The organism is Escherichia sp. E10V10 (assembly GCF_004211985.1).
In the GTDB taxonomy this organism is placed as follows: Bacteria; Pseudomonadota; Gammaproteobacteria; order Enterobacterales; family Enterobacteriaceae; genus Escherichia.
In genome coordinates, this window is sequence record NZ_RHJO01000003.1 from 448,895 (window position 1) to 471,691 (window position 22,797).

General features: G+C 54.9%; 20 protein-coding genes. 14 read left to right on the forward strand and 6 right to left on the reverse strand.

Annotated elements, in window-relative coordinates:
* Position 1 precedes the first annotated feature (1 nt).
* Complete coding sequence (gene hypA, locus D9736_RS08555) at positions 2-352, reverse strand: hydrogenase maturation nickel metallochaperone HypA (RefSeq protein WP_130207634.1); 351 nt, start codon at positions 350-352, stop codon at positions 2-4.
* Positions 353-563: 211 nt separating this feature from the next.
* Between hypA and hycA the strand changes: the two genes are divergently transcribed.
* From hycA to hycI, 9 genes are all read left to right on the forward strand, one after another.
* Complete coding sequence (gene hycA / locus D9736_RS08560; RefSeq protein WP_130207632.1) at positions 564-1,025, forward strand: formate hydrogenlyase regulator HycA; 462 nt, start codon at positions 564-566, stop codon at positions 1,023-1,025.
* 124 nt (positions 1,026-1,149) lie between these two features.
* Positions 1,150-1,761, forward strand: coding sequence for a formate hydrogenlyase subunit HycB (gene hycB / locus D9736_RS08565; protein ID WP_001079186.1), 612 nt, complete (start codon positions 1,150-1,152; stop codon positions 1,759-1,761).
* A complete protein-coding gene (gene hycC / locus D9736_RS08570; RefSeq protein ID WP_130258117.1) occupies positions 1,758-3,584 on the forward strand; it encodes a formate hydrogenlyase subunit 3 in 1,827 nt (608 codons plus the stop codon). Before hycB ends, hycC begins: the two co-directional genes overlap by 4 nt.
* A 2-nt stretch (positions 3,585-3,586) precedes the next feature.
* Complete coding sequence (hycD, locus tag D9736_RS08575) at positions 3,587-4,510, forward strand: formate hydrogenlyase subunit HycD (RefSeq protein ID WP_000115226.1); 924 nt, start codon at positions 3,587-3,589, stop codon at positions 4,508-4,510.
* 17 nt (positions 4,511-4,527) lie between these two features.
* Positions 4,528-6,237 (forward strand): formate hydrogenlyase subunit HycE, encoded by a 1,710-nt coding sequence (gene hycE, locus D9736_RS08580; protein ID WP_001288122.1) that lies wholly within the window; start codon positions 4,528-4,530, stop codon positions 6,235-6,237.
* A gap of 9 nt (positions 6,238-6,246) precedes the next feature.
* On the forward strand, positions 6,247-6,789 hold the full coding sequence (gene hycF / locus D9736_RS08585; protein ID WP_130258118.1) for a formate hydrogenlyase subunit HycF: 543 nt from the start codon (positions 6,247-6,249) through the stop codon (positions 6,787-6,789).
* Positions 6,789-7,556, forward strand: a complete 768-nt coding sequence (gene hycG / locus D9736_RS08590; protein WP_000067399.1) for a formate hydrogenlyase subunit HycG — start codon at positions 6,789-6,791, stop codon at positions 7,554-7,556. The genes hycF and hycG overlap by 1 nt, the downstream gene beginning before the upstream one ends.
* Complete coding sequence (gene hycH / locus D9736_RS08595; RefSeq protein WP_001291921.1) at positions 7,553-7,963, forward strand: formate hydrogenlyase assembly protein HycH; 411 nt, start codon at positions 7,553-7,555, stop codon at positions 7,961-7,963. Before hycG ends, hycH begins: the two co-directional genes overlap by 4 nt.
* Positions 7,956-8,426, forward strand: a complete 471-nt coding sequence (hycI, locus tag D9736_RS08600; protein WP_130258119.1) for a hydrogenase maturation peptidase HycI — start codon at positions 7,956-7,958, stop codon at positions 8,424-8,426. The genes hycH and hycI overlap by 8 nt, the downstream gene beginning before the upstream one ends.
* Positions 8,427-8,583: 157 nt before the next feature.
* On the opposite strand, the gene ascB is transcribed toward hycI, so the two are convergent.
* Both ascB and ascF read right to left on the reverse strand, forming a co-directional pair.
* On the reverse strand, positions 8,584-10,008 hold the full coding sequence (gene ascB, locus D9736_RS08605; protein WP_130258120.1) for a 6-phospho-beta-glucosidase AscB: 1,425 nt from the start codon (positions 10,006-10,008) through the stop codon (positions 8,584-8,586).
* A gap of 8 nt (positions 10,009-10,016) precedes the next feature.
* Entirely contained in the window at positions 10,017-11,474 is a 1,458-nt protein-coding gene (gene ascF / locus D9736_RS08610; protein WP_130258121.1) for a PTS cellobiose/arbutin/salicin transporter subunit IIBC, read from the reverse strand.
* Positions 11,475-11,733: 259 nt separating this feature from the next.
* Here ascF and ascG point away from each other — a divergent pair, with 259 nt between their 5' ends.
* The 3 genes from ascG (at position 11,734) to hypF (ending at position 15,825) form a co-directional block, all read left to right on the forward strand.
* Positions 11,734-12,744 (forward strand): DNA-binding transcriptional regulator AscG, encoded by a 1,011-nt coding sequence (gene ascG / locus D9736_RS08615; RefSeq protein WP_165383151.1) that lies wholly within the window; start codon positions 11,734-11,736, stop codon positions 12,742-12,744.
* 148 nt (positions 12,745-12,892) lie between these two features.
* Positions 12,893-13,420 (forward strand): electron transport protein HydN, encoded by a 528-nt coding sequence (hydN, locus tag D9736_RS08620; protein ID WP_001078777.1) that lies wholly within the window; start codon positions 12,893-12,895, stop codon positions 13,418-13,420.
* Positions 13,421-13,572: 152 nt separating this feature from the next.
* Entirely contained in the window at positions 13,573-15,825 is a 2,253-nt protein-coding gene (hypF, locus tag D9736_RS08625; protein WP_130258123.1) for a carbamoyltransferase HypF, read from the forward strand.
* Between the two features lie 401 nt (positions 15,826-16,226).
* Here the strand turns inward: hypF and norW are convergent, their stop codons facing one another.
* On the reverse strand, positions 16,227-17,360 hold the full coding sequence (norW, locus tag D9736_RS08630) for an NADH:flavorubredoxin reductase NorW (protein ID WP_130258124.1): 1,134 nt from the start codon (positions 17,358-17,360) through the stop codon (positions 16,227-16,229).
* A complete protein-coding gene (gene norV, locus D9736_RS08635) occupies positions 17,357-18,796 on the reverse strand; it encodes an anaerobic nitric oxide reductase flavorubredoxin (protein ID WP_000029622.1) in 1,440 nt (479 codons plus the stop codon). The genes norW and norV overlap by 4 nt, the downstream gene beginning before the upstream one ends.
* 186 nt (positions 18,797-18,982) lie before the next feature.
* Between norV and norR the strand changes: the two genes are divergently transcribed.
* Positions 18,983-20,497, forward strand: coding sequence for a nitric oxide reductase transcriptional regulator NorR (gene norR / locus D9736_RS08640; RefSeq protein WP_130258125.1), 1,515 nt, complete (start codon positions 18,983-18,985; stop codon positions 20,495-20,497).
* Here the strand turns inward: norR and gutQ are convergent.
* On the reverse strand, positions 20,494-21,459 hold the full coding sequence (gene gutQ / locus D9736_RS08645) for an arabinose-5-phosphate isomerase GutQ (RefSeq protein ID WP_130258126.1): 966 nt from the start codon (positions 21,457-21,459) through the stop codon (positions 20,494-20,496). The genes norR and gutQ overlap by 4 nt on opposite strands.
* A 254-nt stretch (positions 21,460-21,713) precedes the next feature.
* Between gutQ and mltB the strand changes: the two genes are divergently transcribed.
* A complete protein-coding gene (mltB, locus tag D9736_RS08650; RefSeq protein ID WP_130214443.1) occupies positions 21,714-22,793 on the forward strand; it encodes a lytic murein transglycosylase B in 1,080 nt (359 codons plus the stop codon).
* The last annotated feature ends 4 nt before the right edge of the window (positions 22,794-22,797 follow it).

Sequence of the window (22,797 nt, forward strand, 5' to 3'; positions counted from 1 at the left end):
CTCACTCCTGGTCTATTTCTATCCGCCGAATCTGTAAACCGTCGTCTGCCACAATGCGCAGCATGTCGCCATGACACTGTGGACAGCGGCGGACGCGCTGGGTCAGTAGCGTTACATACTGCTGGCATGTTTCACACCAGCACTCGGCCTCTTGTTCTTCGAGGTGCAGTTTACAACCTTCTGCCACGCTGCCGCGGCAAACCAGATCAAAACAAAAGGCAAGAGAGCTGGTTTCGACACAAGAAAATGCGCCAATTTTGAGCCAGACCGCAGTTACGCGTTTTGCGCCGTGCTGTATGGCCTGCTGTTCGATCAATTCCAGTGCCCGCTGGCAGAGGGTTATTTCGTGCATATCGCCTCCCATTAACTGTTGCCCGTGATAAGCAATAATTATGCCAGTGTTGATTATCCCTGATGTGAACAATGTCGATGATGTCGAAATGACACGTCGTCATGGCGTCGAAAGTCGGCTGCCTTATTAAAAGTATATAAATAACAATGAGATAAAAATTGGCACAAAAAATGCTTAAGGCTGGCATCTCTGTTAAACGGGTAACCTGACAATGACTATTTGGGAAATAAGCGAGAAAGCCGATTACATCGCACAGCGGCATCGTCGCCTACAGGACCAGTGGCATATCTACTGCAATTCGCTGGTTCAGGGGATCACGTTATCAAAAGCGCGTCTGCACCACGCCATGAGTTGCGCGCCAGATAAAGAACTCTGTTTCGTACTTTTTGAACATTTTCGCATCTACGTCACCCTGGCGGATGGTTTTAACAGCCACACCATCGAGTACTACGTCGAAACGAAAGACGGCGAAGACAAGCAGCTGATTGCACAGGCTCAGTTAAGCATTGACGGCATGATTGATGGCAAGGTCAACATCCGCAATCGCGAACAGGTTCTGGAACACTATCTCGAAAAAATCGCTGGTGTTTACGACAACTTATACACCGCCATTGAGAACAACACGCCGGTGAATTTAAGCCAACTGGTAAAGGGACAAAGCTCAGCAGCATGAGCTGAGGCTTTGTCCGGTTTGCAGGCATCATGCCTGTTTGGGGATGGGCGTGTCGATGAGTGTCGAAAATGACATTTCATCGGCATGTTTTCGTCAAAAATGACAATCACCTGAGGAATGCCCGGTGAATCGTTTTGTAATTGCTGACTCCACGCTCTGTATCGGCTGCCACACCTGTGAGGCCGCCTGTTCAGAGACGCATCGCCAGCACGGCCTTCAGTCTATGCCGCGCCTGAGAGTGATGCTAAATGAAAAAGAATCTGCGCCGCAGCTCTGTCACCACTGTGAAGATGCGCCCTGTGCGGTGGTCTGCCCGGTTAATGCTATCACTCGTGTTGATGGGGCCGTGCAGCTGAATGAAAGCCTGTGCGTAAGCTGCAAACTGTGCGGCATCGCCTGTCCGTTCGGCGCAATCGAATTTTCCGGCAGCCGTCCGCTGGATATTCCTGCAAATGCCAATACCCCGAAAGCGCCACCGGCACCGCCTGCTCCGGCGCGTGTCAGCACATTGCTTGACTGGGTGCCGGGTATTCGCGCGATCGCCGTCAAATGTGACCTTTGCAGTTTTGATGAACAAGGTCCGGCCTGCGTGCGGATGTGCCCGACTAAAGCCCTGCATCTGGTGGATAACACCGATATCGCCCGCGTTAGCAAACGTAAGCGTGAGCTGACCTTTAACACGGACTTTGGCGATCTCACCTTGTTTCAGCAGGCTCAAAGTGGAGAGGCTAAATGAGCGCAATTTCCCTGATCAATAGCGGCGTGGCGTGGTTTGCCGCCGCCGCTGTTCTGGCATTTCTCTTTTCTTTTCATAAGGCACTAAGCGGCTGGATTGCCGGAATTGGTGGCGCAGTCGGTAGCCTGTACACGGCAGCAGCGGGCTTCACTGTGCTGACTGGCGCGGTCGGCGTGAGCGGTGCGCTGTCGCTGGTAAGCTACGATGTGCAAATCTCTCCGCTTAATGCGATTTGGCTGATTACGCTCGGCCTGTGCGGCCTGTTTGTCAGCCTCTACAACATTGACTGGCATCGCCACGCACAGGTGAAGTGCAACGGCTTGCAGATCAATATGTTGATGGCTGCCGCCGTCTGCGCCGTCATCGCCAGTAACATCGGCATGTTCGTGGTAATGGCCGAAATCATGGCCCTGTGCGCGGTGTTCCTCACCAGCAACAGCAAAGAGGGCAAACTGTGGTTTGCGCTGGGACGTCTTGGCACTCTGCTGCTGGCGATTGCTTGCTGGCTACTGTGGCAGCGTTACGGCACGCTGGATCTGCGCCTGCTGGATATGCGCGTGCAGCAACTGCCGCTCGGTTCCGATATCTGGCTGCTCGGCGTGATTGGCTTTGGCCTGCTGGCCGGGATTATCCCGCTGCACGGCTGGGTGCCACAGGCACATGCTAACGCCTCTGCGCCAGCTGCGGCGCTGTTTTCCACGGTCGTTATGAAAATTGGCCTGCTGGGCATTTTAACCCTGTCGCTGCTGGGTGGTAACGCGCCGCTGTGGTGGGGGATCGCGCTGCTGGTGCTCGGCATGATCACCGCGTTCGTCGGCGGTCTGTATGCGTTGATGGAACACAATATCCAACGTCTGCTGGCTTACCACACCCTGGAGAATATCGGCATTATCCTGCTGGGGCTGGGCGCTGGCGTAACGGGTATCGCGCTCGAACAACCGGCGCTGATTGCTCTTGGCCTGGTCGGTGGTCTGTATCATCTGCTTAACCATAGCCTGTTCAAAAGCGTACTGTTCCTCGGGGCGGGGAGCGTCTGGTTCCGTACCGGTCATCGCGATATCGAAAAACTCGGTGGTATTGGCAAGAAAATGCCGGTTATCTCCATCGCCATGTTAGTCGGGCTGATGGCAATGGCTGCGCTGCCGCCGCTGAACGGTTTTGCCGGGGAATGGGTTATCTATCAATCCTTCTTCAAATTGAGCAATAGTGGCGCGTTTGTTGCCCGTCTGCTGGGGCCGCTGCTCGCTGTGGGTCTGGCAATTACCGGTGCGCTGGCGGTGATGTGTATGGCGAAAGTTTATGGCGTTACTTTCCTCGGCGCGCCGCGTACCAAAGAGGCCGAAAACGCCACCTGTGCGCCGCTCCTGATGAGCGTAAGCGTAGTGGCACTGGCGATTTGCTGCGTAATTGGCGGTGTTGCTGCGCCGTGGCTGCTGCCGATGCTGTCTGCTGCTGTACCTCTGCCGCTGGAGCCTGCTAACACCACCGTTTCTCAACCAATGATCACGTTGCTGCTGATTGCCTGCCCGCTGCTGCCATTCATCATTATGGCGATTTGCAAAGGCGACCGTTTGCCGTCACGTTCCCGCGGTGCGGCCTGGGTGTGCGGCTACGACCACGAAAAATCAATGGTGATTACCGCTCACGGTTTTGCCATGCCGGTTAAACAGGCGTTTGCGCCAGTGCTGAAACTGCGCAAATGGCTGAATCCGGTGTCGCTGGTGCCGGGCTGGCAGTGCGAAGGCAGTGCGTTGCTGTTCCGCCGGATGGCGCTGGTTGAACTGGCGGTACTGGTGGTGATTATTGTTTCACGAGGAGCCTGAGAATGAGTGTTTTATATCCGTTAATTCAGGCGCTGGTGTTATTTGCCGTTGCGCCGCTGCTCTCCGGTATAACCCGCGTGGCGCGCGCCCGCTTACATAACCGTCGCGGGCCGGGCGTGTTGCAGGAGTATCGCGACATTATCAAACTGCTGGGGCGTCAGAGCGTTGGCCCGGATGCCTCCGGCTGGGTGTTCCGCCTGACGCCGTATGTGATGGTGGGCGTCATGCTGACTATCGCTACTGCGCTGCCGGTGGTGACCGTCGGTTCTCCGCTGCCGCAACTGGGCGATTTGATCACTTTACTGTATCTCTTTGCCATCGCGCGTTTCTTCTTTGCCATTTCCGGTCTGGATACCGGTAGCCCGTTTACCGCTATCGGCGCGAGTCGTGAAGCGATGCTTGGCGTGCTGGTCGAACCGATGCTGCTGCTTGGTCTGTGGGTTGCCGCACAGGTTGCCGGTTCCACCAACATCAGCAACATCACCGACACCGTTTATCACTGGCCGCTGAGCCAAAGCATTCCGCTGGTGCTGGCGCTTTGTGCCTGTGCGTTCGCCACTTTTATCGAAATGGGCAAACTGCCGTTCGACCTGGCGGAAGCCGAGCAGGAGTTGCAGGAAGGTCCGCTCTCTGAGTATAGCGGCAGCGGCTTTGGCGTCATGAAATGGGGTATCAGCCTGAAACAGCTGGTGGTGTTGCAGATGTTCGTCGGGGTGTTTATTCCGTGGGGACAAATGGAAACCTTTACCGTCGGTGGGCTGCTGCTGGCGCTGGTGATTGCCATCGTCAAACTGGTGGTCGGCGTCCTGGTTATCGCGCTGTTCGAAAACAGCATGGCCCGTCTGCGTCTTGATATTACTCCGCGCATTACCTGGGCTGGGTTTGGCTTTGCATTTTTAGCGTTCGTCTCCTTGCTGGCGGCGTGATTAAAGAGAGTTTGAGCATGTCTGAAGAAAAATTAGGTCAACATTATCTCGCCGCGCTGAATGAGGCATTTCCGGGCGTCGTGCTGGACCACGCCTGGCAGACCAAAGATCAGCTGACTGTCACCGTGAAGGTGAACTATCTGCCGGAAGTGGTGGAGTTCCTCTACTACAAACAGGGCGGCTGGCTGTCGGTGCTGTTTGGTAACGACGAACGCAAACTGAACGGTCATTACGCCGTTTACTACGTGCTGTCGATGGAGAAGGGGACTAAGTGCTGGATCACGGTTCGCGTCGAAGTTGACGCCAACAAACCGGAGTATCCGTCCGTGACGCCGCGCGTTCCGGCGGCGGTGTGGGGCGAGCGCGAAGTGCGCGATATGTACGGTTTGATTCCGGTTGGTTTACCGGATGAACGTCGTCTGGTGCTGCCAGATGACTGGCCGGATGAACTTTATCCGCTGCGTAAAGACAGCATGGATTATCGTCAGCGTCCGGCGCCGACCACCGATGCTGAAACCTACGAGTTCATCAACGAACTGGGCGACAAGAAAAACAACGTCGTGCCGATTGGTCCGCTGCACGTCACTTCTGACGAACCGGGCCACTTCCGTCTGTTCGTCGATGGCGAAAACATTATCGACGCCGACTACCGCCTGTTCTACGTCCATCGCGGCATGGAAAAACTGGCGGAAACCCGCATGGGTTACAACGAAGTGACGTTCCTCTCTGACCGTGTGTGCGGGATCTGCGGCTTTGCCCACAGCACCGCCTACACCACGTCGGTGGAAAACGCGATGGGTATTCAGGTGCCAGAACGCGCGCAGATGATCCGCGCCATTCTGCTGGAGGTGGAGCGCCTGCACTCGCATCTGCTCAACCTCGGCCTCGCCTGTCACTTTACCGGCTTCGACTCCGGCTTTATGCAGTTCTTCCGCGTGCGTGAAACCTCCATGAAAATGGCAGAGATCCTTACCGGTGCGCGTAAAACCTACGGCCTGAACCTGATCGGCGGGATTCGTCGCGATCTGCTGAAAGACGACATGATCCAGACCCGCCAGCTGGCGCAACAAATGCGTCGTGAAGTGCAGGAGCTGGTGGATGTGCTGCTGAGCACACCGAACATGGAACAACGCACCGTCGGCATTGGTCGTCTGGACCCGGAAATCGCTCGCGACTTCAGTAACGTTGGCCCGATGGTCCGTGCCAGCGGTCACGCCCGTGATACCCGTGCCGATCACCCGTTTGTTGGTTATGGCCTGCTGCCAATGGAAGTCCACAGCGAGCAGGGCTGCGACGTGATTTCCCGTCTGAAAGTGCGTATCAACGAAGTCTATACCGCGCTGAACATGATCGACTACGGTCTGGATAACCTGCCGGGCGGTCCGCTGATGGTGGAAGGCTTTACCTACATTCCGCACCGTTTCGCGCTGGGCTTTGCCGAAGCGCCGCGCGGCGACGATATCCACTGGAGCATGACCGGCGACAACCAGAAGCTGTACCGCTGGCGCTGCCGTGCCGCGACCTACGCGAACTGGCCGACCCTGCGTTACATGCTGCGCGGCAACACTGTTTCCGATGCGCCGCTGATTATCGGTAGCCTGGACCCTTGCTACTCCTGTACCGACCGCATGACCGTGGTCGATGTGCGTAAGAAGAAGAGCAAAGTGGTGCCGTACAAAGAACTCGAGCGCTACAGCATTGAGCGTAAAAACTCGCCGCTGAAATAAGGAATCGCCATGTTTACCTTTATCAAAAAAGTCATCAAAACCGGCACGGCGACCTCGTCTTATCCGCTGGAGCCGATTGCGGTTGATAAAAACTTCCGTGGTAAGCCAGAGCAGAACCCGCAGCAGTGCATCGGCTGCGCGGCCTGCGTCAATGCCTGCCCGTCAAACGCCTTAACGGTTGAAACTGACCTCGCCACCGGTGAGCTGGCCTGGGAGTTCAATCTTGGCCGCTGCATCTTCTGTGGACGCTGCGAAGAAGTCTGCCCGACGGCGGCGATCAAACTGTCGCAAGAGTACGAACTGGCGGTGTGGAAGAAAGAAGATTTCCTGCAACAGTCCCGCTTTGCGCTGTGCAACTGCCGCGTCTGCAATCGTCCTTTCGCTGTCCAGAATGAGATCGACTACGCCATTGCGCTGCTTAAGCACAACGGCGACAGCCGCGCGGAAAACCACCGCGAAAGCTTTGAGACTTGCCCGGAATGTAAGCGCCAGAAATGCCTGGTGCCGTCCGACCGTATTGAACTGACTCGCCATATGAAAGAGGCCATCTGATGAGCAATTTATTAGGCCCCCGTGACGCCAACGGCATTCCGGTCCCGATGACGGTGGATGAATCCATCGCCAGCATGAAGGCGTCGTTACTGAAAAAAATCAAACGTTCTGCCTATGTTTACCGCGTGGACTGCGGCGGCTGCAACGGCTGCGAAATCGAAATTTTCGCCACGCTTTCGCCGCTGTTTGATGCAGAACGCTTCGGCATTAAAGTCGTTCCTTCACCGCGTCATGCGGATATTTTACTGTTTACCGGCGCGGTCACCCGTGCAATGCGATCCCCTGCGCTGCGTGCGTGGCAGTCCGCGCCGGACCCGAAAATCTGTATCTCCTACGGTGCCTGCGGTAACAGCGGCGGGATCTTCCACGATCTCTACTGCGTGTGGGGCGGTACGGATAAAATCGTTCCGGTAGATGTCTACATCCCTGGCTGCCCGCCAACGCCAGCCGCCACGCTGTACGGCTTTGCAATGGCGCTCGGCCTGCTGGAGCAGAAAATTCACGCCCGTGGGCCGGGTGAGCAGGATGAACAACCGGCGGAGATCCTGCATGGCGATATGGTGCAGCCGCTGCGCGTGAAAGTGGATCGCGAAGCACGCCGCCTGGCGGGTTACCGCTACGGTCGTCAGATTGCCGATGATTTCCTGACACAGTTAGGGCAGGGTGAAGAGCAGGTTGCACGCTGGCTGGAAGCGGAAAACGATCCGCGTCTGAACGAGATTGTCAGCCATCTGAATCATGTTGTAGAAGAGGCGCGTATCCGATGAGTGAAAAGGTGGTGTTCAGTCAACTGAGCCGTAAATTTATTGATGAGAACGATGCCACGCCCGCCGAGGCGCAGCAGGTAGTCTATTACAGCCTGGCGATTGGTCACCACCTTGGGGTTATCGATTGCCTGGAAGCGGCGCTCACCTGCCCGTGGGATGAATATCTGGCATGGATTGCCACTCTGGAGGCGGGCAGCGAAGCCCGCCGCAAAATGGAGGGCGTGCCGAAGTACGGTGAGATCGTCATCGACATTAACCATGTGCCGATGCTGGCCAATGCATTCGATAAAGCCCGGGCAGCGCAAACTTCGCAGCAGCAGGAATGGAGTACAATGCTGTTAAGTATGCTGCATGATATTCATCAGGAAAACGCCATCTATTTGATGGTGAGGAGATTGCGTGACTGACGTTTTACTCTGTGTTGGCAATAGCATGATGGGCGATGATGGCGCAGGTCCGCTGCTGACGGAAAAGTGCGCCGCCGCGCCGAAAGGTAACTGGGTGGTGATTGACGGCGGTAGCGCACCGGAAAACGACATCGTCGCCATCCGTGAACTGCGCCCTACGCGGTTACTGATTGTCGACGCCACGGATATGGGGTTAAACCCCGGCGAGATCCGCATCATCGACCCGGATGATATCGCCGAGATGTTTATGATGACTACCCATAACATGCCTCTGAACTATCTTATCGACCAGTTGAAAGAAGACATTGGCGAAGTGATTTTCCTCGGCATCCAGCCGGATATCGTCGGCTTTTACTACCCGATGACCCAGCCGATTAAAGATGCGGTTGAAACCGTTTATCAACGTCTGGAAGGCTGGGAAGGGAACGGCGGTTTCGCGCAGTTAGCGGTGGAAGAAGAGTAGTTTTTCAGTAAGGAATCAGGACAGGGATGTTCTTGATGAGGGAATCAGAACTGATAGCAAACGCCAGATTGCCCGATGCGCTGCGCTTATCGGGCCTTCCTGGTTCGTGCGACACGTAAGCCGGATAAGGCGTTCACGCCGCATCCGGCACTGTTGCTTACTCTAAATCTTCACCGTTACTGGCAATCACTTTTTTATACCACCAGAACGATTTCTTACGCGTGCGCGTCAGCGTACCGTTTCCTGCGTCGTCACGGTCAACAAAGACAAAACCGTAGCGTTTGCTCATTTCACCCGTTGAGGCGGAAACCAAATCAATACAGCCCCAGGTGGTGTAGCCCATCAGAGGAATGCCGTCTGCAATCGCTTCGCCCATTGCGCGGATATGTTCGCGTAAATAGCTGATGCGATAGTCATCGTTAATCTCACCATTAGCAGCAAATTCATCTTTTGCGCCCAGGCCGTTTTCCACCAGAAACAGCGGCTTCTGATAACGGTCGTACATCATGTTCATGGTGATGCGCAGACCGAGCGGATCAATTCCCCAGCCCCAGTCGCTTACCTGTAGATACGGGTTACGCAGCGATTTCACCACGTTCGCCGCACTGCTGTTATTGGCGTTCATCTCCGCCGAGGCGCAGCGCGAGGCGTAATAGCTGAAAGAGACAAAATCGACGGTGTTTTTCAGGATTTCATCATCGCCCGGTGCTTTGTCGATGGTTACCCCTTTTTCGCGGAATACGCGGGCAGAGTAAGCCGGATACGCGCCCCGCGCCTGCACATCGATAAAAAACAGGTTTTCCCGATCTTTCTCCAGCGCCGCCCAGACATCTTCCGGCTTGCAACTGTAAGGGTAGAAGTTACCGCCCGCCAGCATACAGCCCACCTGATTTTGCGGGTTAACCTCATGGGCGATTTTGGTGGCTAGCGCACTGGCAACCAGCTGGTGATGCGCAGCCTGATATTTCACCTGATCCTGATTTTCCCCTTCTTCAAACACCAGACCCGCGCCGGAGAACGGGCTATGCAACATAATGTTGATTTCATTGAAGGTAAGCCAGTATTTCACCAGACCATCAAATGCTTCAAAGCAGGTTCTGGCGTAGCGGCTGAAAAACTCCACCAGCTTGCGGTTACGCCAGGAGCCATATTCGGTGACCAGATGCATCGGCACATCGAAGTGGCACAACGTGACCAGCGGTTCGATGCCGTACTTTTTACACTCTTCAAAGACCGAACGATAAAAAGCAATGCCCTGCTGGTTGGGCGTCAGTTCATCGCCCTGCGGAAAGAGGCGGCTCCAGGCAATCGAAGTACGGAAAACCTTGAATCCCATCTCTGCCATCAGAGCGATATCTTCTTTATAACGATGATAAAAATCCGTCGCCTCATGGCTGGGATAAAACTCGTCATCGCGCAACTGAAAACGTTTTTCCAGCCCCAGTTTCACCGCCATTCGATGCTCGCCATGTGGGATCATATCGACCGTGGTCAGCCCTTTGCCACCTTCACGGTACGCACCTTCAGACTGGTTGGCGGCAAGCGCGCCGCCCCATAAAAAACCTTCTGGAAATACTGACATTTTCATCCTCAATTAAGACTTACTTCTTTGGCGACGGTCGTTTGTGCGCTCTGATGCTTTCGCGCCTCGGCAGCCGCTTCCTCAACAGGAATATCCTCAAAGCCGAGCAACAGTGTGAGGATAAACGACAGCACGACCGCCAGCGCCATGACGGCGAACACCCAGACGATGCTCATTGGATTCGCCGGATCGAAGAACTGCACGCTGGTAAATAACCCCGGCGCTGCCATTGAGTGGCTGGCAAGCCCCGCCATACCGGCAACCGCGCCGCAAATAAAACCGCTGATAAGACTGGCGATAAGCGGACGTTTCAGGCGAAGAGCCACGCCGTATAACGCCGGTTCGGAAATCCCCGCCATAATGGCTGATGCCGCCGCAGCCAGAGCCGTCTGGCGCAGTTCCGGGTTTTTCGTTTTCCACGCCACCGCCAGTGATGAACCGCCCAGCGACAGGTTAGCGCCGATCTCTGACGGCATGACCATCCCTTCTTTGCCGGTTTCGGCAATGGTCTGAATGATGGTTGGCGTAAAGACGCGGTGCATCCCGGTCATTACCAGCAGAGGCCACAGCGCGCCCATAATGGCGACTGAAAGCCAGCCCAGATAACCATGAATGGTGTAAACCAGCGCCGAAATGGCGCTACCGATCCAGATACCAATCGGGCCAATCAGCAGGATTGCCAGCGGTGCGGCAATCAACACAATCAGCATTGGCTTGAGGAAGTTTTTGGTCACCGCCGGTGTAATGCGATCCACCCAGCGTTCGATATATGACAGGCACCAGGTCATCACCAGCGCCGGGATCACCGTGTAGCTGTATTTCACCGCGGTGACCGGGATCAGGGCAAATTCGACATGTTCCCCTTGGGCCGCTTTCGCCATCAGTTCAATAAAACTCGGATGTACCAGCACACCCGCGATGGCAATCGCCAGCGACATATTGGTTTTAAATTTGATGGCGGCAGATGCCGCGACCATTAGCGGCAGGAAGAAGAAAGCACCGTCACCAATCACATTCAGAATGGTTAAGGTCGGCGATCCTTTTGTCAGCACGCCGCTCATCTCGAGGATCATCGCCAGCAGTTTGACCATCGATCCGCCGATAATCGCCGGGATCAGCGGTGACATGGTGCCGATCAGCGCATCGAGGATCCCCGCACCAATGCGACGCAGCGTGAGTTTGGGTTTACCCACGGGCAGGGCGGGCTGCATATCTCCCGGCAGCAGGCTGACGACTTCCTGAAAGGCTTGTGAAACGGTATTGCCGATAATCACCTGACACTGGTTGTCACTACGTACCACGCCGAGCACGCCGGGGATGGTTTTTAACGTCGGGCTGTCGATAAGCTGGTCATCTTTGATAACAAAGCGCAAACGCGTCATACAGTGCGTGACCGCCGAGATGTTATCAACGCCGCCCAGTGCCGCTATCACCGAGCGTGCCAGCGCCGCATAATTTTTGGCCATCGGATTTTATCCTGTTATCAGTAGGGTAGATGTAGTTGTTATCAGTCGACGTGACGGAAAAATGCCGATGCTGAAACGGAATTAAGAAACCGGTTTCACAAAATCATGAATAGTTGTCAAAAAATAAGCAAGAGAGTGAATTGTTCATTTTTTATATTTGTGAAACCGGTCACCTGAATATTTTTCCCGCCGATTGCGCAAGGACAATCGGCAAACGGTGCAGTACACTGCGTTGATTGCGTGTAAAGGGATGAAAATGATGACGACGATGCTGGAAGTGGCGAAGCGCGCCGGGGTTTCAAAAGCGACCGTTTCCCGCGTGCTTTCTGGTAATGGCTACGTCAGCCAGGAAACTAAAGATCGCGTGTTTCAGGCGGTAGAAGAGAGCGGTTACCGTCCAAACTTGCTGGCGCGCAATCTGTCGGCGAAGAGTACTCAGACGCTGGGGCTGGTAGTGACCAACACGCTTTACCATGGCATTTATTTTAGTGAATTACTGTTTCATGCCGCGCGAATGGCGGAAGAGAAAGGGCGACAGTTGCTATTGGCAGATGGCAAACATAGCGCCGAAGAAGAGCGCCAGGCGATTCAGTATCTGCTGGATTTGCGCTGCGACGCCATCATGATTTACCCGCGTTTTTTAAGCGTGGATGAGATCGATGACATCATTGACGCACACAGTCAGCCGATAATGGTGCTCAATCGACGCCTGCGCAAAAACAGTAGCCATAGCGTCTGGTGCGATCATAAACAGACCAGCTTTAACGCCGTGGCAGAGTTGATAAACGCCGGACATCAGGAGATTGCTTTCCTTACCGGCTCGATGGATTCCCCCACCAGCATTGAGCGTCTTGCCGGGTATAAAGACGCGCTAGCGCAGCATGGTATTGCGCTCAATGAAAAACTTATCGCTAACGGTAAATGGACGCCCGCCAGCGGGGCCGAAGGGGTAGAAACGTTGCTCGAACGTGGGGCTAAATTTAGCGCGTTAGTTGCCAGTAACGACGATATGGCGATAGGTGCGATGAAAGCGTTACACGAGCGCGGCGTAGCGGTGCCAGAGCAGGTGTCAGTTATCGGATTCGATGATATCGCCATTGCCCCCTACACCGTTCCGGCGCTCTCCAGCGTAAAAATTCCGGTAACTGAGATGATTCAGGAAATTATTGGACGGCTGATTTTTATGCTCGATGGCGGGGATTTCTCACCGCCGAAAACCTTCAGCGGAAATCTGATCCGCCGCGACTCACTCATTGCTCTTTCGCGATAAACATTGTCATCACATGTCATCGTCACTAGTGTCGATGACATCGTTTTTCCTGCATCACAGAATTTAATTTCCTTAAATAACAGTAAATTAAAAACTGGCATGATTTGTGAATGTATCGGCGCATTAACTGTCATTGCTGGAGAATTTGATGAACCGTTTCATCATTGCTGACGCGAGTAAATGTATTGGTTGCCGTACCTGTGAAGTGGCGTGCGTGGTTTCTCATCAGGAAAATCAGGACTGTGCATCGCTGACCCCGGAAACATTTTTACCGCGTATCCATGTCATTAAAGGTGTGAACATTTCCACGGCGACAGTTTGCCGTCAGTGTGAAGATGCACCGTGCGCTAACGTCTGCCCGAATGGTGCTATCAGCCGTGATAAAGGGTTTGTTCATGTGATGCAGGAACGTTGCATTGGTTGCAAAACCTGCGTTGTGGCTTGCCCGTATGGCGCGATGGAAGTGGTGGTGCGTCCGGTGATTCGCAACAGCGGCGCGGGGCTGAATGTACGGGCTGACAAAGCTGAAGCCAATAAATGCGACCTCTGTAACCATCGTGAAGACGGCCCGGCGTGTATGGCGGCTTGCCCGACCCATGCGCTGATTTGTGTCGATCGTAATAAACTTGAACAACTGAGCGCAGAAAAACGCCGCCGCACGGCGCTGATGTTCTAAAAATCTTACAGAACTGTTCTGGCATCAAAGGAATTCCCGGAAATATTCGTAGAATACGGTGCGGGCGGTATCGCCGACCTGTGACTGCCGGATGCGACGCTGTCGTGTCCGGCTGGGCGGGTTACGCAATTCATGATGGCGGGAATAACTCAATGGCAAAAAACACATCTTGCGGTGTCCAACTGCGTATTCGTGGCAAAGTGCAGGGCGTCGGTTTTCGTCCATTTGTCTGGCAGCTGGCACAGCAATTAAATCTTCACGGCGATGTCTGTAATGACGGCGATGGCGTGGAAGTCCGGCTGCTGGAAGACCCGGAAATGTTTCTTGTTCAATTGCATCAGCACTGCCCGCCGCTGGCGCGTATTGATAGCGTCGAGCGTGAGCCGTTTATCTGGTCACAACTGCCCACTGAGTTCACCATCCGCCAGAGCGCAGGCGGCGCCATGAATACGCAAATTGTTCCCGATGCCGCCACTTGCCCTGCTTGCCTTGTCGAAATGAATACCCCAGGCGAACGGCGTTATCGTTATCCGTTTATCAACTGTACTCACTGTGGCCCGCGTTTCACCATTATTCGCGCGATGCCTTACGACCGCCCGTTTACCGTGATGGCGGCGTTTCCGCTATGTCCGGCCTGTGATAAAGAGTACCGCGACCCGCTCGATCGTCGCTTCCACGCCCAGCCGGTGGCCTGCCCGGAGTGTGGCCCGCATCTTGAATGGGTAAGTCATGGTGAACATGCAGAACAAGAGGCGGCATTACAGGCGGCTATCGCACAGTTAAAAATGGGCAACATTGTCGCCACCAAAGGGATTGGCGGATTTCATCTTGCCTGCGATGCACGTAACAGTAACGCGGTGGCGACACTTCGGGCGCGCAAACATCGCCCGGCGAAACCGCTGGCGGTCATGTTGCCAGTGGCTGACGGTTTACCAGACGCTGCGCGCCAGTTGCTTACCACGCCCGCCGCGCCGATTGTGCTGGTGGATAAAAAATACGTTCCTGAGCTTTGTGATGATATCGCCCCTGACCTTAACGAAGTCGGGGTAATGTTGCCCGCGAACCCGCTCCAGCATTTGCTGTTACAGGAACTGCAATGTCCGCTGGTGATGACCTCCGGCAACCTGAGCGGTAAACCACCGGCTATCAGCAACGAACAGGCGCTGGCGGATTTGCAGGGCATTGCCGACGGATTCTTGCTACATAACCGCGACATCGTGCAGCGGATGGATGATTCAGTGGTGCGCGAAAGCGGCGAAATGCTGCGCCGTTCGCGGGGGTATGTGCCGGATGCGCTGGCTTTGCCTCCGGGCTTTAAAAATGTTCCGCCTGTGCTGTGTCTCGGCGCGGATCTGAAAAATACCTTCTGCCTGGTGCGCGGTGAACAAGCGGTGTTGAGTCAGCATCTGGGCGATTTAAGTGACGATGGCATCCAGATGCAGTGGCGCGAAGCGTTACGCCTGATGCAAAACATCTACGATTTTACCCCGCAATACGTTGTGCATGACGCGCATCCGGGCTATGTCTCCAGCCAGTGGGCGCGCGAAATGAATCTGCCGACGCAAACGGTGCTGCATCATCATGCCCACGCAGCGGCGTGTCTGGCAGAACATCACTGGCCGCTGGAGGGCGGTGATGTCATTGCGTTGACGCTCGACGGTATCGGTATGGGGGAGAACGGTGCTTTGTGGGGCGGCGAGTGTTTGCGGGTGAATTATCGCGAATGCCAGCACCTGGGCGGCTTGCCTGCAGTGGCGCTTCCGGGGGGCGATTTGGCGGCGAAGCAGCCGTGGCGAAACCTGCTGGCGCAGTGCCTGCGCTTTGTGCCGGAGTGGCAGAATTACCCTGAAACGGCAAGTGTGCAACAGCAAAACTGGAGCGTGCTGGCGCGGGCCATTGAGCGTGGAATTAACGCGCCGCAGGCATCATCGTGTGGACGTTTGTTCGATGCCGTAGCGGCGGCGCTGGGCTGTGCGCCAGCCACGTTAAGTTATGAAGGTGAAGCGGCTTGTGCTCTGGAGGCACTCGCAGCTTCGTGCCACAGAGTGACGCATCCGGTGACGATGCCGCTGGTGGACAATCAACTGGATCTCGCCACCTTCTGGCAGCAGTGGCTGAACTGGCAGGCTCCGGTTAATCAACGTGCGTGGGCGTTTCATGATGCGCTGGCGCAGGGTTTTGCCGCGTTGATGCGTGAGCAGGCCACGATGCGTGGTATCACTACGCTGGTATTTAGCGGCGGAGTTATTCATAACCGTTTGTTGCGTGCACGTCTGGCGCATTATCTCGCTGATTTCACATTGCTCTTTCCGCAGAGTTTACCGGCGGGTGATGGCGGCTTGTCTCTGGGGCAGGGGGTTATTGCTGCGGCGCGTTGGTTAGCGGGTGAAGTCCAGAACGGATAAAGCGTGTTGCATTTGGACACCATTGCCGGATGCGCTCCCCGTAGGTCGGATAAGACGCGCGAGTGTCGCATCCGACATTTTGGGTACAGTAGCTGGATGCGACATGAACGCATTATGTGACCAACACATGCGCTCCCCGTAGGTCGGATAAGATGCGCCAGCATCGCATCCGACATTTTGGGCACAGTAGCTGGATGCGATATGAACGCATTATGTGACCAACACATGCGTCCCCGTAGCGTCCCCGTAGGTCGGATAAGACGCGCCAGCGTCGCATCCGACATTTTGGGTACATTAGCTGGATGCGACATGAACGCATTATGTGGCCTACACGTGCGCTCCCCGTAGGTCGGATAAGACGCGCCAGCATCGCATCCGACATTTTAGGCACAGTAGCCCGCCTACACCGGCAACGTTTTCAACAATCCAAATGCCTCTTTCATCCGATCCTCACTGACCACAAAGGCGCGAAGCTGGTCAGCATCGTCAACACCGCGCGCCACCATTCCCTGGCGTTCGGTATTAATTTGCCAGCGTAAATCCTGACGCTGGGTTTCGCCTGCCAGATGCAGCGGTAATTCCGGCGTTTTGATTTTCACCAGCATCGCCGGTAGTTTCAGCGGCGTGTTATTGCCGAGAAGATTTTTTGCCAGCACCATCGCGCTAAGTTGAATCGGCTGGAGGAACGGCAATACCTGACCGTTAATTTCCGCGCAATCGCCCAGCGCGTAAATATCGGCATTACGGGTTTGCAGATAACTATCGACGCAAACGCCGCGATTAATCGTCAGCCCGGCGCGTCGTGCCAGGGCTGTTTCCGGGCGCAGTCCGGTGGCGGCAATTACCGCATCCACTTCGATGCTACGCTGGCGGTCCAGCGTTGCCAGAATGCCAGAATCCGTTTTTTCCAGCCCCTGCAACTGAGATTTCAACAGCAGATGAACGCCCATCTCCGTCAACCGATGCTGCAAGCGGCTGCTTACTTCCGGTGGCATTAACGACGCCAGAATACTGGCAGCGTTGTCGATTAGCGTGACCGCTTTGCCTGCCCGACAAAAATCCATCGCCAGTTCGCTACCAATCAAACCACCGCCGACAATCAACACGCGTCGGGCATCCCGCAGTTGCGTTTCACAGGCGCGATACTCTTGCTGACTATTTAACGTCAGCATTAACTCACGCCCAGGCACAGGCGGGACAAAGGCATTGGCACCGGTTGCCAGCACTAGCTTGTCGTATCGCCACTGATTATTCTGGCTTTTCACCACATGGGCTTCGGCATCGATATCCGTCACCCAGGTGTGCGGAAACAGGCGCAGATTAAACTGCTCGGCAAATTCACCCGCCGTCTGGCGGGTAAGGTCGTCGGCACATTGCCCCTGGCTGATAACATGGCTGAGGTCAGGTTTGTTGTACTCATCCATGCTGTCGGCGGCAATCAGGGTTAATGGAATAGTGGCGTCCTGTTTGCGAATATTTTTCACCAGTTGGCGGGCGGCGAAGCCCGAACCAATGATCACAATGCCGTTGCTCATTTTGCCTCCGATGCCAGTTCGTCAAAGACGTCTTTGCCGAGGGAGCATTCCGGGCAGAGGAAGTTATCCGGAACTTCACTCCACGGCGTTCCCGGTGCAACGTCCTGCATTGGCTCGCCTTTTGCCGGATCGTAAATCCACTGACAGACGCTGCACTGCATCCGTGGGCCGAGGTCAGCCGTCGTGGTGGCAGAGGTTTCTTCTTTAACCACCGTATTCACCGTGCTCTGCGGCAGCGGCGCGAGCGCCCACTGACGGGCGATTTCGCGACCGTGTTCACGGCATAACTCCAGAGCGTCCTGGTCCGGTCGCCATTTGGCTTTCAGGCTAAGCGACATTTCGAAACCCGCATCCTGCAGGCGCGTGGAAAGACGATCCACCGCACCGCCGCTCCAGCCGTGAGAGCCGAAAGCACTGGCGCGTTTGTTACGGAAGCGTAATCCGGTCATCTCCTCCACCAGCCCGGCGATTTTCGGCATCATCACGTTATTCATCGTCGAAGTGCCGACCAGCACGCCTTTTGAGCGGAAGACATTGGTCAGGATTTCGTTTTTATCGCTTCGGGCGACGTTGAAAATTTTCACCGCCACGCGTGGGTCGGTTTCCGCAATCCCCTGGGCGATAGCGTCAGCCATCATGCGGGTGTTATTTGACATGGTGTCGTAGAAAATGGTGATTCTGTCTTCCTGATAATCCGCCGCCCATTTCAGGTACAGCTCGACAATTTGCGTCGGGTTATCGCGCCATACCACGCCGTGAGAGGTCGCTATCATATCGACTGGTAAGTTAAAGCCCAGGATCTCGGTAATTTTCGGCGTTACCAGGCGGCTGAACGGCGTCAGGATATTGGCGTAGTAACGCTGGCACTGTTCGAAAAGCTCCGTCTGATCCACTTCATCGTTGAACAGATGCTCGTCGCAGTAGTGCTGACCGAAAGCATCGTTACTGAACAGCACCGCGTCGCCTGTCAGGTAAGTCATCATGCTGTCCGGCCAGTGCAGCATTGGTGTTTCGACAAAAATGAGCTGTTTGCCGTTGCCGATATCCAGCGTGTCGCCAGTTTTCACCACATTAAAATTCCACTCCGGATGATGGTGATGACCATTTATCGAGTCGATAGCGTTGGCTGTACAGTAGATCGGCGTATCGGGAATTTGCGCCATCAGTTCGGTCAGCGCCCCGGCGTGGTCCTCTTCAGCATGGTTAATCACGATGTAATCGATATCCGCCAGATCGATTTCATTACGCAGGTTCTGCACAAATTCGCGGCTGAATTTATGGTCGACGGTGTCGATCAGCACGTTTTTTTCTTCGCGGATGAGGTAGCTGTTGTAGCTGCTGCCGCGCAGCGTTTTATATTCCGTGCCGTGAAAATCTCGTACTTCCCAGTCACGTTGACCAACCCAATGAATGTTATTTTTCACCACAATAGACATAGCAACCTCAATTTATTCAGCGTGTTCTAAAAAGATGTCTTGCTAATTGCAGATTGCGTGCCAGTTTTTTATCTAATTGTTTTTACTATATAAATAAAATCATGCTCATTAATGAGTAGTCAAAATGACTATTAATAAAATGGTCGATATGACAATATCTATAGTCAAATTGACAGTGAGGCAAAGATGAGTTTTTCCGTTGATGTGCTGGCGAATATCGCCATCGAATTGCAGCGTGGGATTGGTCATCAGGATCGTTTTCAGCGCCTGATCACCACGCTGCGTCAGGTGCTGGAGTGCGATGCGTCTGCGTTGCTACGTTACGACTCGCGGCAGTTTATTCCGCTTGCCATCGACGGGCTGGCTAAGGATGTACTCGGTAGACGCTTTGCGCTGGAAGGTCATCCACGGCTGGAAGCGATTGCCCGCGCGGGTGATGTGGTGCGTTTTCCCGCAGACAGCGAATTGCCCGATCCCTATGACGGTTTGATTCCTGGGCAGGAGAGTCTGAAGGTTCACGCCTGCGTTGGTCTGCCATTGTTTGCCGGGCAAAACCTGATCGGCGCACTGACGCTCGACGGGATGCAGCCCGATCAGTTCGATGTTTTCAGCGATGAAGAGTTACGCCTGATTGCTGCGCTGGCGGCGGGAGCGTTAAGCAATGCGTTGCTGATTGAACAACTGGAAAGCCAGAATATGCTGCCAGGCGATGCCGCGCCGTTTGAAACGGTGAAACAGACGCAGATGATCGGTCTGTCGCCAGGTATGACGCAATTGAAAAAAGAGATTGAGATTGTGGCGGCGTCCGATCTCAACGTCCTGATCAGCGGTGAGACGGGAACCGGTAAGGAGCTGGTGGCGAAAGCGATTCATGAAGCCTCGCCACGGGCGGTGAATCCGCTGGTCTATCTCAACTGTGCCGCACTGCCGGAAAGTGTGGCGGAAAGTGAGTTGTTCGGGCATGTGAAAGGAGCGTTTACTGGCGCTATCAGTAACCGCAGCGGGAAGTTTGAAATGGCGGATAACGGCACGCTGTTTCTGGATGAGATCGGCGAGTTGTCGTTGGCATTGCAGGCCAAGCTGCTGAGGGTGTTGCAGTATGGCGATATTCAGCGCGTTGGCGATGACCGCAGTTTGCGGGTCGATGTGCGCGTGCTGGCGGCGACTAACCGCGATTTGCGCGAAGAGGTGCTGGCAGGGCGATTCCGCGCCGATTTGTTCCATCGCCTGAGCGTGTTTCCGCTTTCGGTGCCGCCGCTGCGTGAGCGGGGCGATGATGTCATTCTGCTGGCGGGGTATTTCTGCGAGCAGTGTCGTTTGCGGCTGGGGCTCTCCCGCGTGGTATTAAGTGCCGGGGCGCGAAAATTACTTCAACACTACAGTTTTCCGGGGAACGTGCGCGAACTGGAACATGCTATTCATCGGGCGGTAGTGCTGGCGAGAGCCACTCGCAGCGGCGATGAAGTGACTCTTGAGGCGCAACATTTTGCTTTTCCTGAGGAGGCATTGCCGCCGCCAGAAGTGATGACAACGCCCGTCGTTAAGCAAAATCTGCGTGAAGCGACAGAAGCGTTCCAGCGTGAAACCATTCGCCAGGCACTGGCACAAAATCATCACAACTGGGCTGCCTGCGCGCGAATGCTGGAAACTGACGTTGCCAACCTGCATCGGTTGGCGAAACGTCTGGGATTGAAGGATTAAATAATCCCGGCCTGATAGAAATCCTGCAGGTTAATTGCGCCGGTGAGTTTGCCGTTTTCATCTATCACCGGTGCGGCAGTGATTTTGCGCTTCATCAGAACTTCTTTGGCGTCGATGGCGCGACTTTGTGCCTGTAATGTGGTGCCGCCTGTCGTCATCGCTTCATTAACTGGCGTGGTGAGTGCTCCGCCGCCTACCAGCCAGCGACGTAAATCGCCGTCGGTAAAGACGCCTTGTACCTGTTGTTGAGCGTCACATACCGCCACCAGCCCCAGACCGGTGCGGCTGAGTTCCAGCATCGCATCCATCACGCTGGCGGTTAACGCCACTTGCGGGATGGCGTCATCACGGCGCATCAAATGATGCACTTTATTCAGCAAGCGAGCGCCCAGTGCTCCAGCAGGGTGGGAGCGGGCAAAATCTTCTTCATTAAATCCGCGCGCTTGCATGACCGCCATCGCCAGCGCGTCGCCCATCATCAGGGTATTCACAGTGCTGGAAGTCGGCGCAAGGTGCATCGGGCAGGCTTCGCGTTCTACGGAGATATCCAGCACCGCTTTCGCCGCCAGGCCCAGCGGTGACGTCGGTTTGCCGGTCATCGCCAGCAGCGCGATAGATTTGTCTTCCAGACGCGGAATAATCAGATCCAGTTCCTTCGCGCCACCGGAGTAGGAGATAAACAGCATCACATCGCGGCTTTCAATCATCCCCAGATCGCCGTGCAGTGCTTCTGCCGGATGGACAAAAAAAGCCGGTGTGCCGGTACTGGCGAGTGTTGCGGCGATTTTCTTACCAATGTGGCCCGATTTGCCAATTCCGGAAACCACCACTTTGCCTTCGCAGTGCAGGATGATATTGGCGGCGCGAACAAAATCATCGCCCAGACGTTCCGGTAAACGGCTTGCTTCCTGCAACTCCAGTATTAACGTCTGACGTCCCGCGTTCAGTAGTGCTTCACTCATTGCTCTCTCCGGTTAAGGTCCATTTATTTATTCCAGCCAGGGATTGATGGCCGGAATGAGCGCTCATTATCCAGCGCTATGGGAAGGGAAACAATATATGCGAGATTTAGTTACAACATACTTTAAGAAAAAATATGAACTGAAAGAAGAGACTAAAGAGAAATTGAGTGCCGAAAACAGACTACCGCTTCCTTGTGCTGGGCGGGATGTTTTACCATACTTGCCCCTGGTTGAATTTGTTAAATGGACCCCTCATGTTCAAGCATCGTTATGTAACATTGCTTCCCCTTTTTGTGTTACTTGCCGCCTGTAGCAGCAAGCCAAAACCGACTGAGACAACCACCGGAACGCCGTCCGGCGGCTTCCTGCTTGAGCCGCAGCACAATGTGATGCAGATGGGCGGAGATTTCGCCAATAACCCCAATGCGCAGCAGTTCATCGACAAAATGGTGAACAAACACGGTTTCGATCGTCAGCAATTGCAGGAAATTCTCTCTCAGGCGAAACGTCTGGATTCGGTACTGCGGCTGATGGATAACCAGGCACCAACCACATCGGTGAAACCGCCATCCGGTCCTAACGGCGCATGGCTGCGTTATCGCAAAAAATTTATTACGCCGGATAACGTGCAGAACGGCGTGGTTTTCTGGAATCAGTATGAAGATGCGCTGAATCGCGCGTGGCAGGTGTATGGCGTACCGCCGGAAATTATCGTCGGGATTATCGGCGTCGAAACCCGCTGGGGGCGCGTGATGGGGAAAACCCGCATCCTCGATGCGCTGGCAACGCTGTCATTTAACTACCCACGCCGCGCGGAGTATTTCTCTGGCGAGCTGGAAACCTTCCTGCTGATGGCGCGCGATGAGCAGGACGATCCGCTCAATCTGAAAGGTTCCTTTGCCGGGGCGATGGGCTACGGACAGTTTATGCCGTCGTCTTACAAACAATATGCGGTAGATTTCAGCGGTGACGGGCATATCAACCTGTGGGATCCGGTTGATGCGATCGGTAGTGTGGCGAACTATTTCAAAGCGCACGGCTGGGTGAAAGGTGATCAGGTCGCGGTAATGGCAAACGGCCAGGCTCCAGGCTTGCCAAATGGCTTCAAAACCAAGTACAGCATTTCGCAGCTTGCCGCGGCAGGTTTAACGCCACAGCAGTCGCTGGGCAACCATCAACAGGCCAGCCTGCTGCGTTTGGATGTTGGAACAGGTTATCAGTACTGGTACGGTCTGCCGAACTTCTACACCATTACCCGTTATAACCACAGCACCCATTACGCAATGGCGGTCTGGCAGTTAGGACAAGCCGTGGCGCTGGCGCGCGTACAGTAACTAT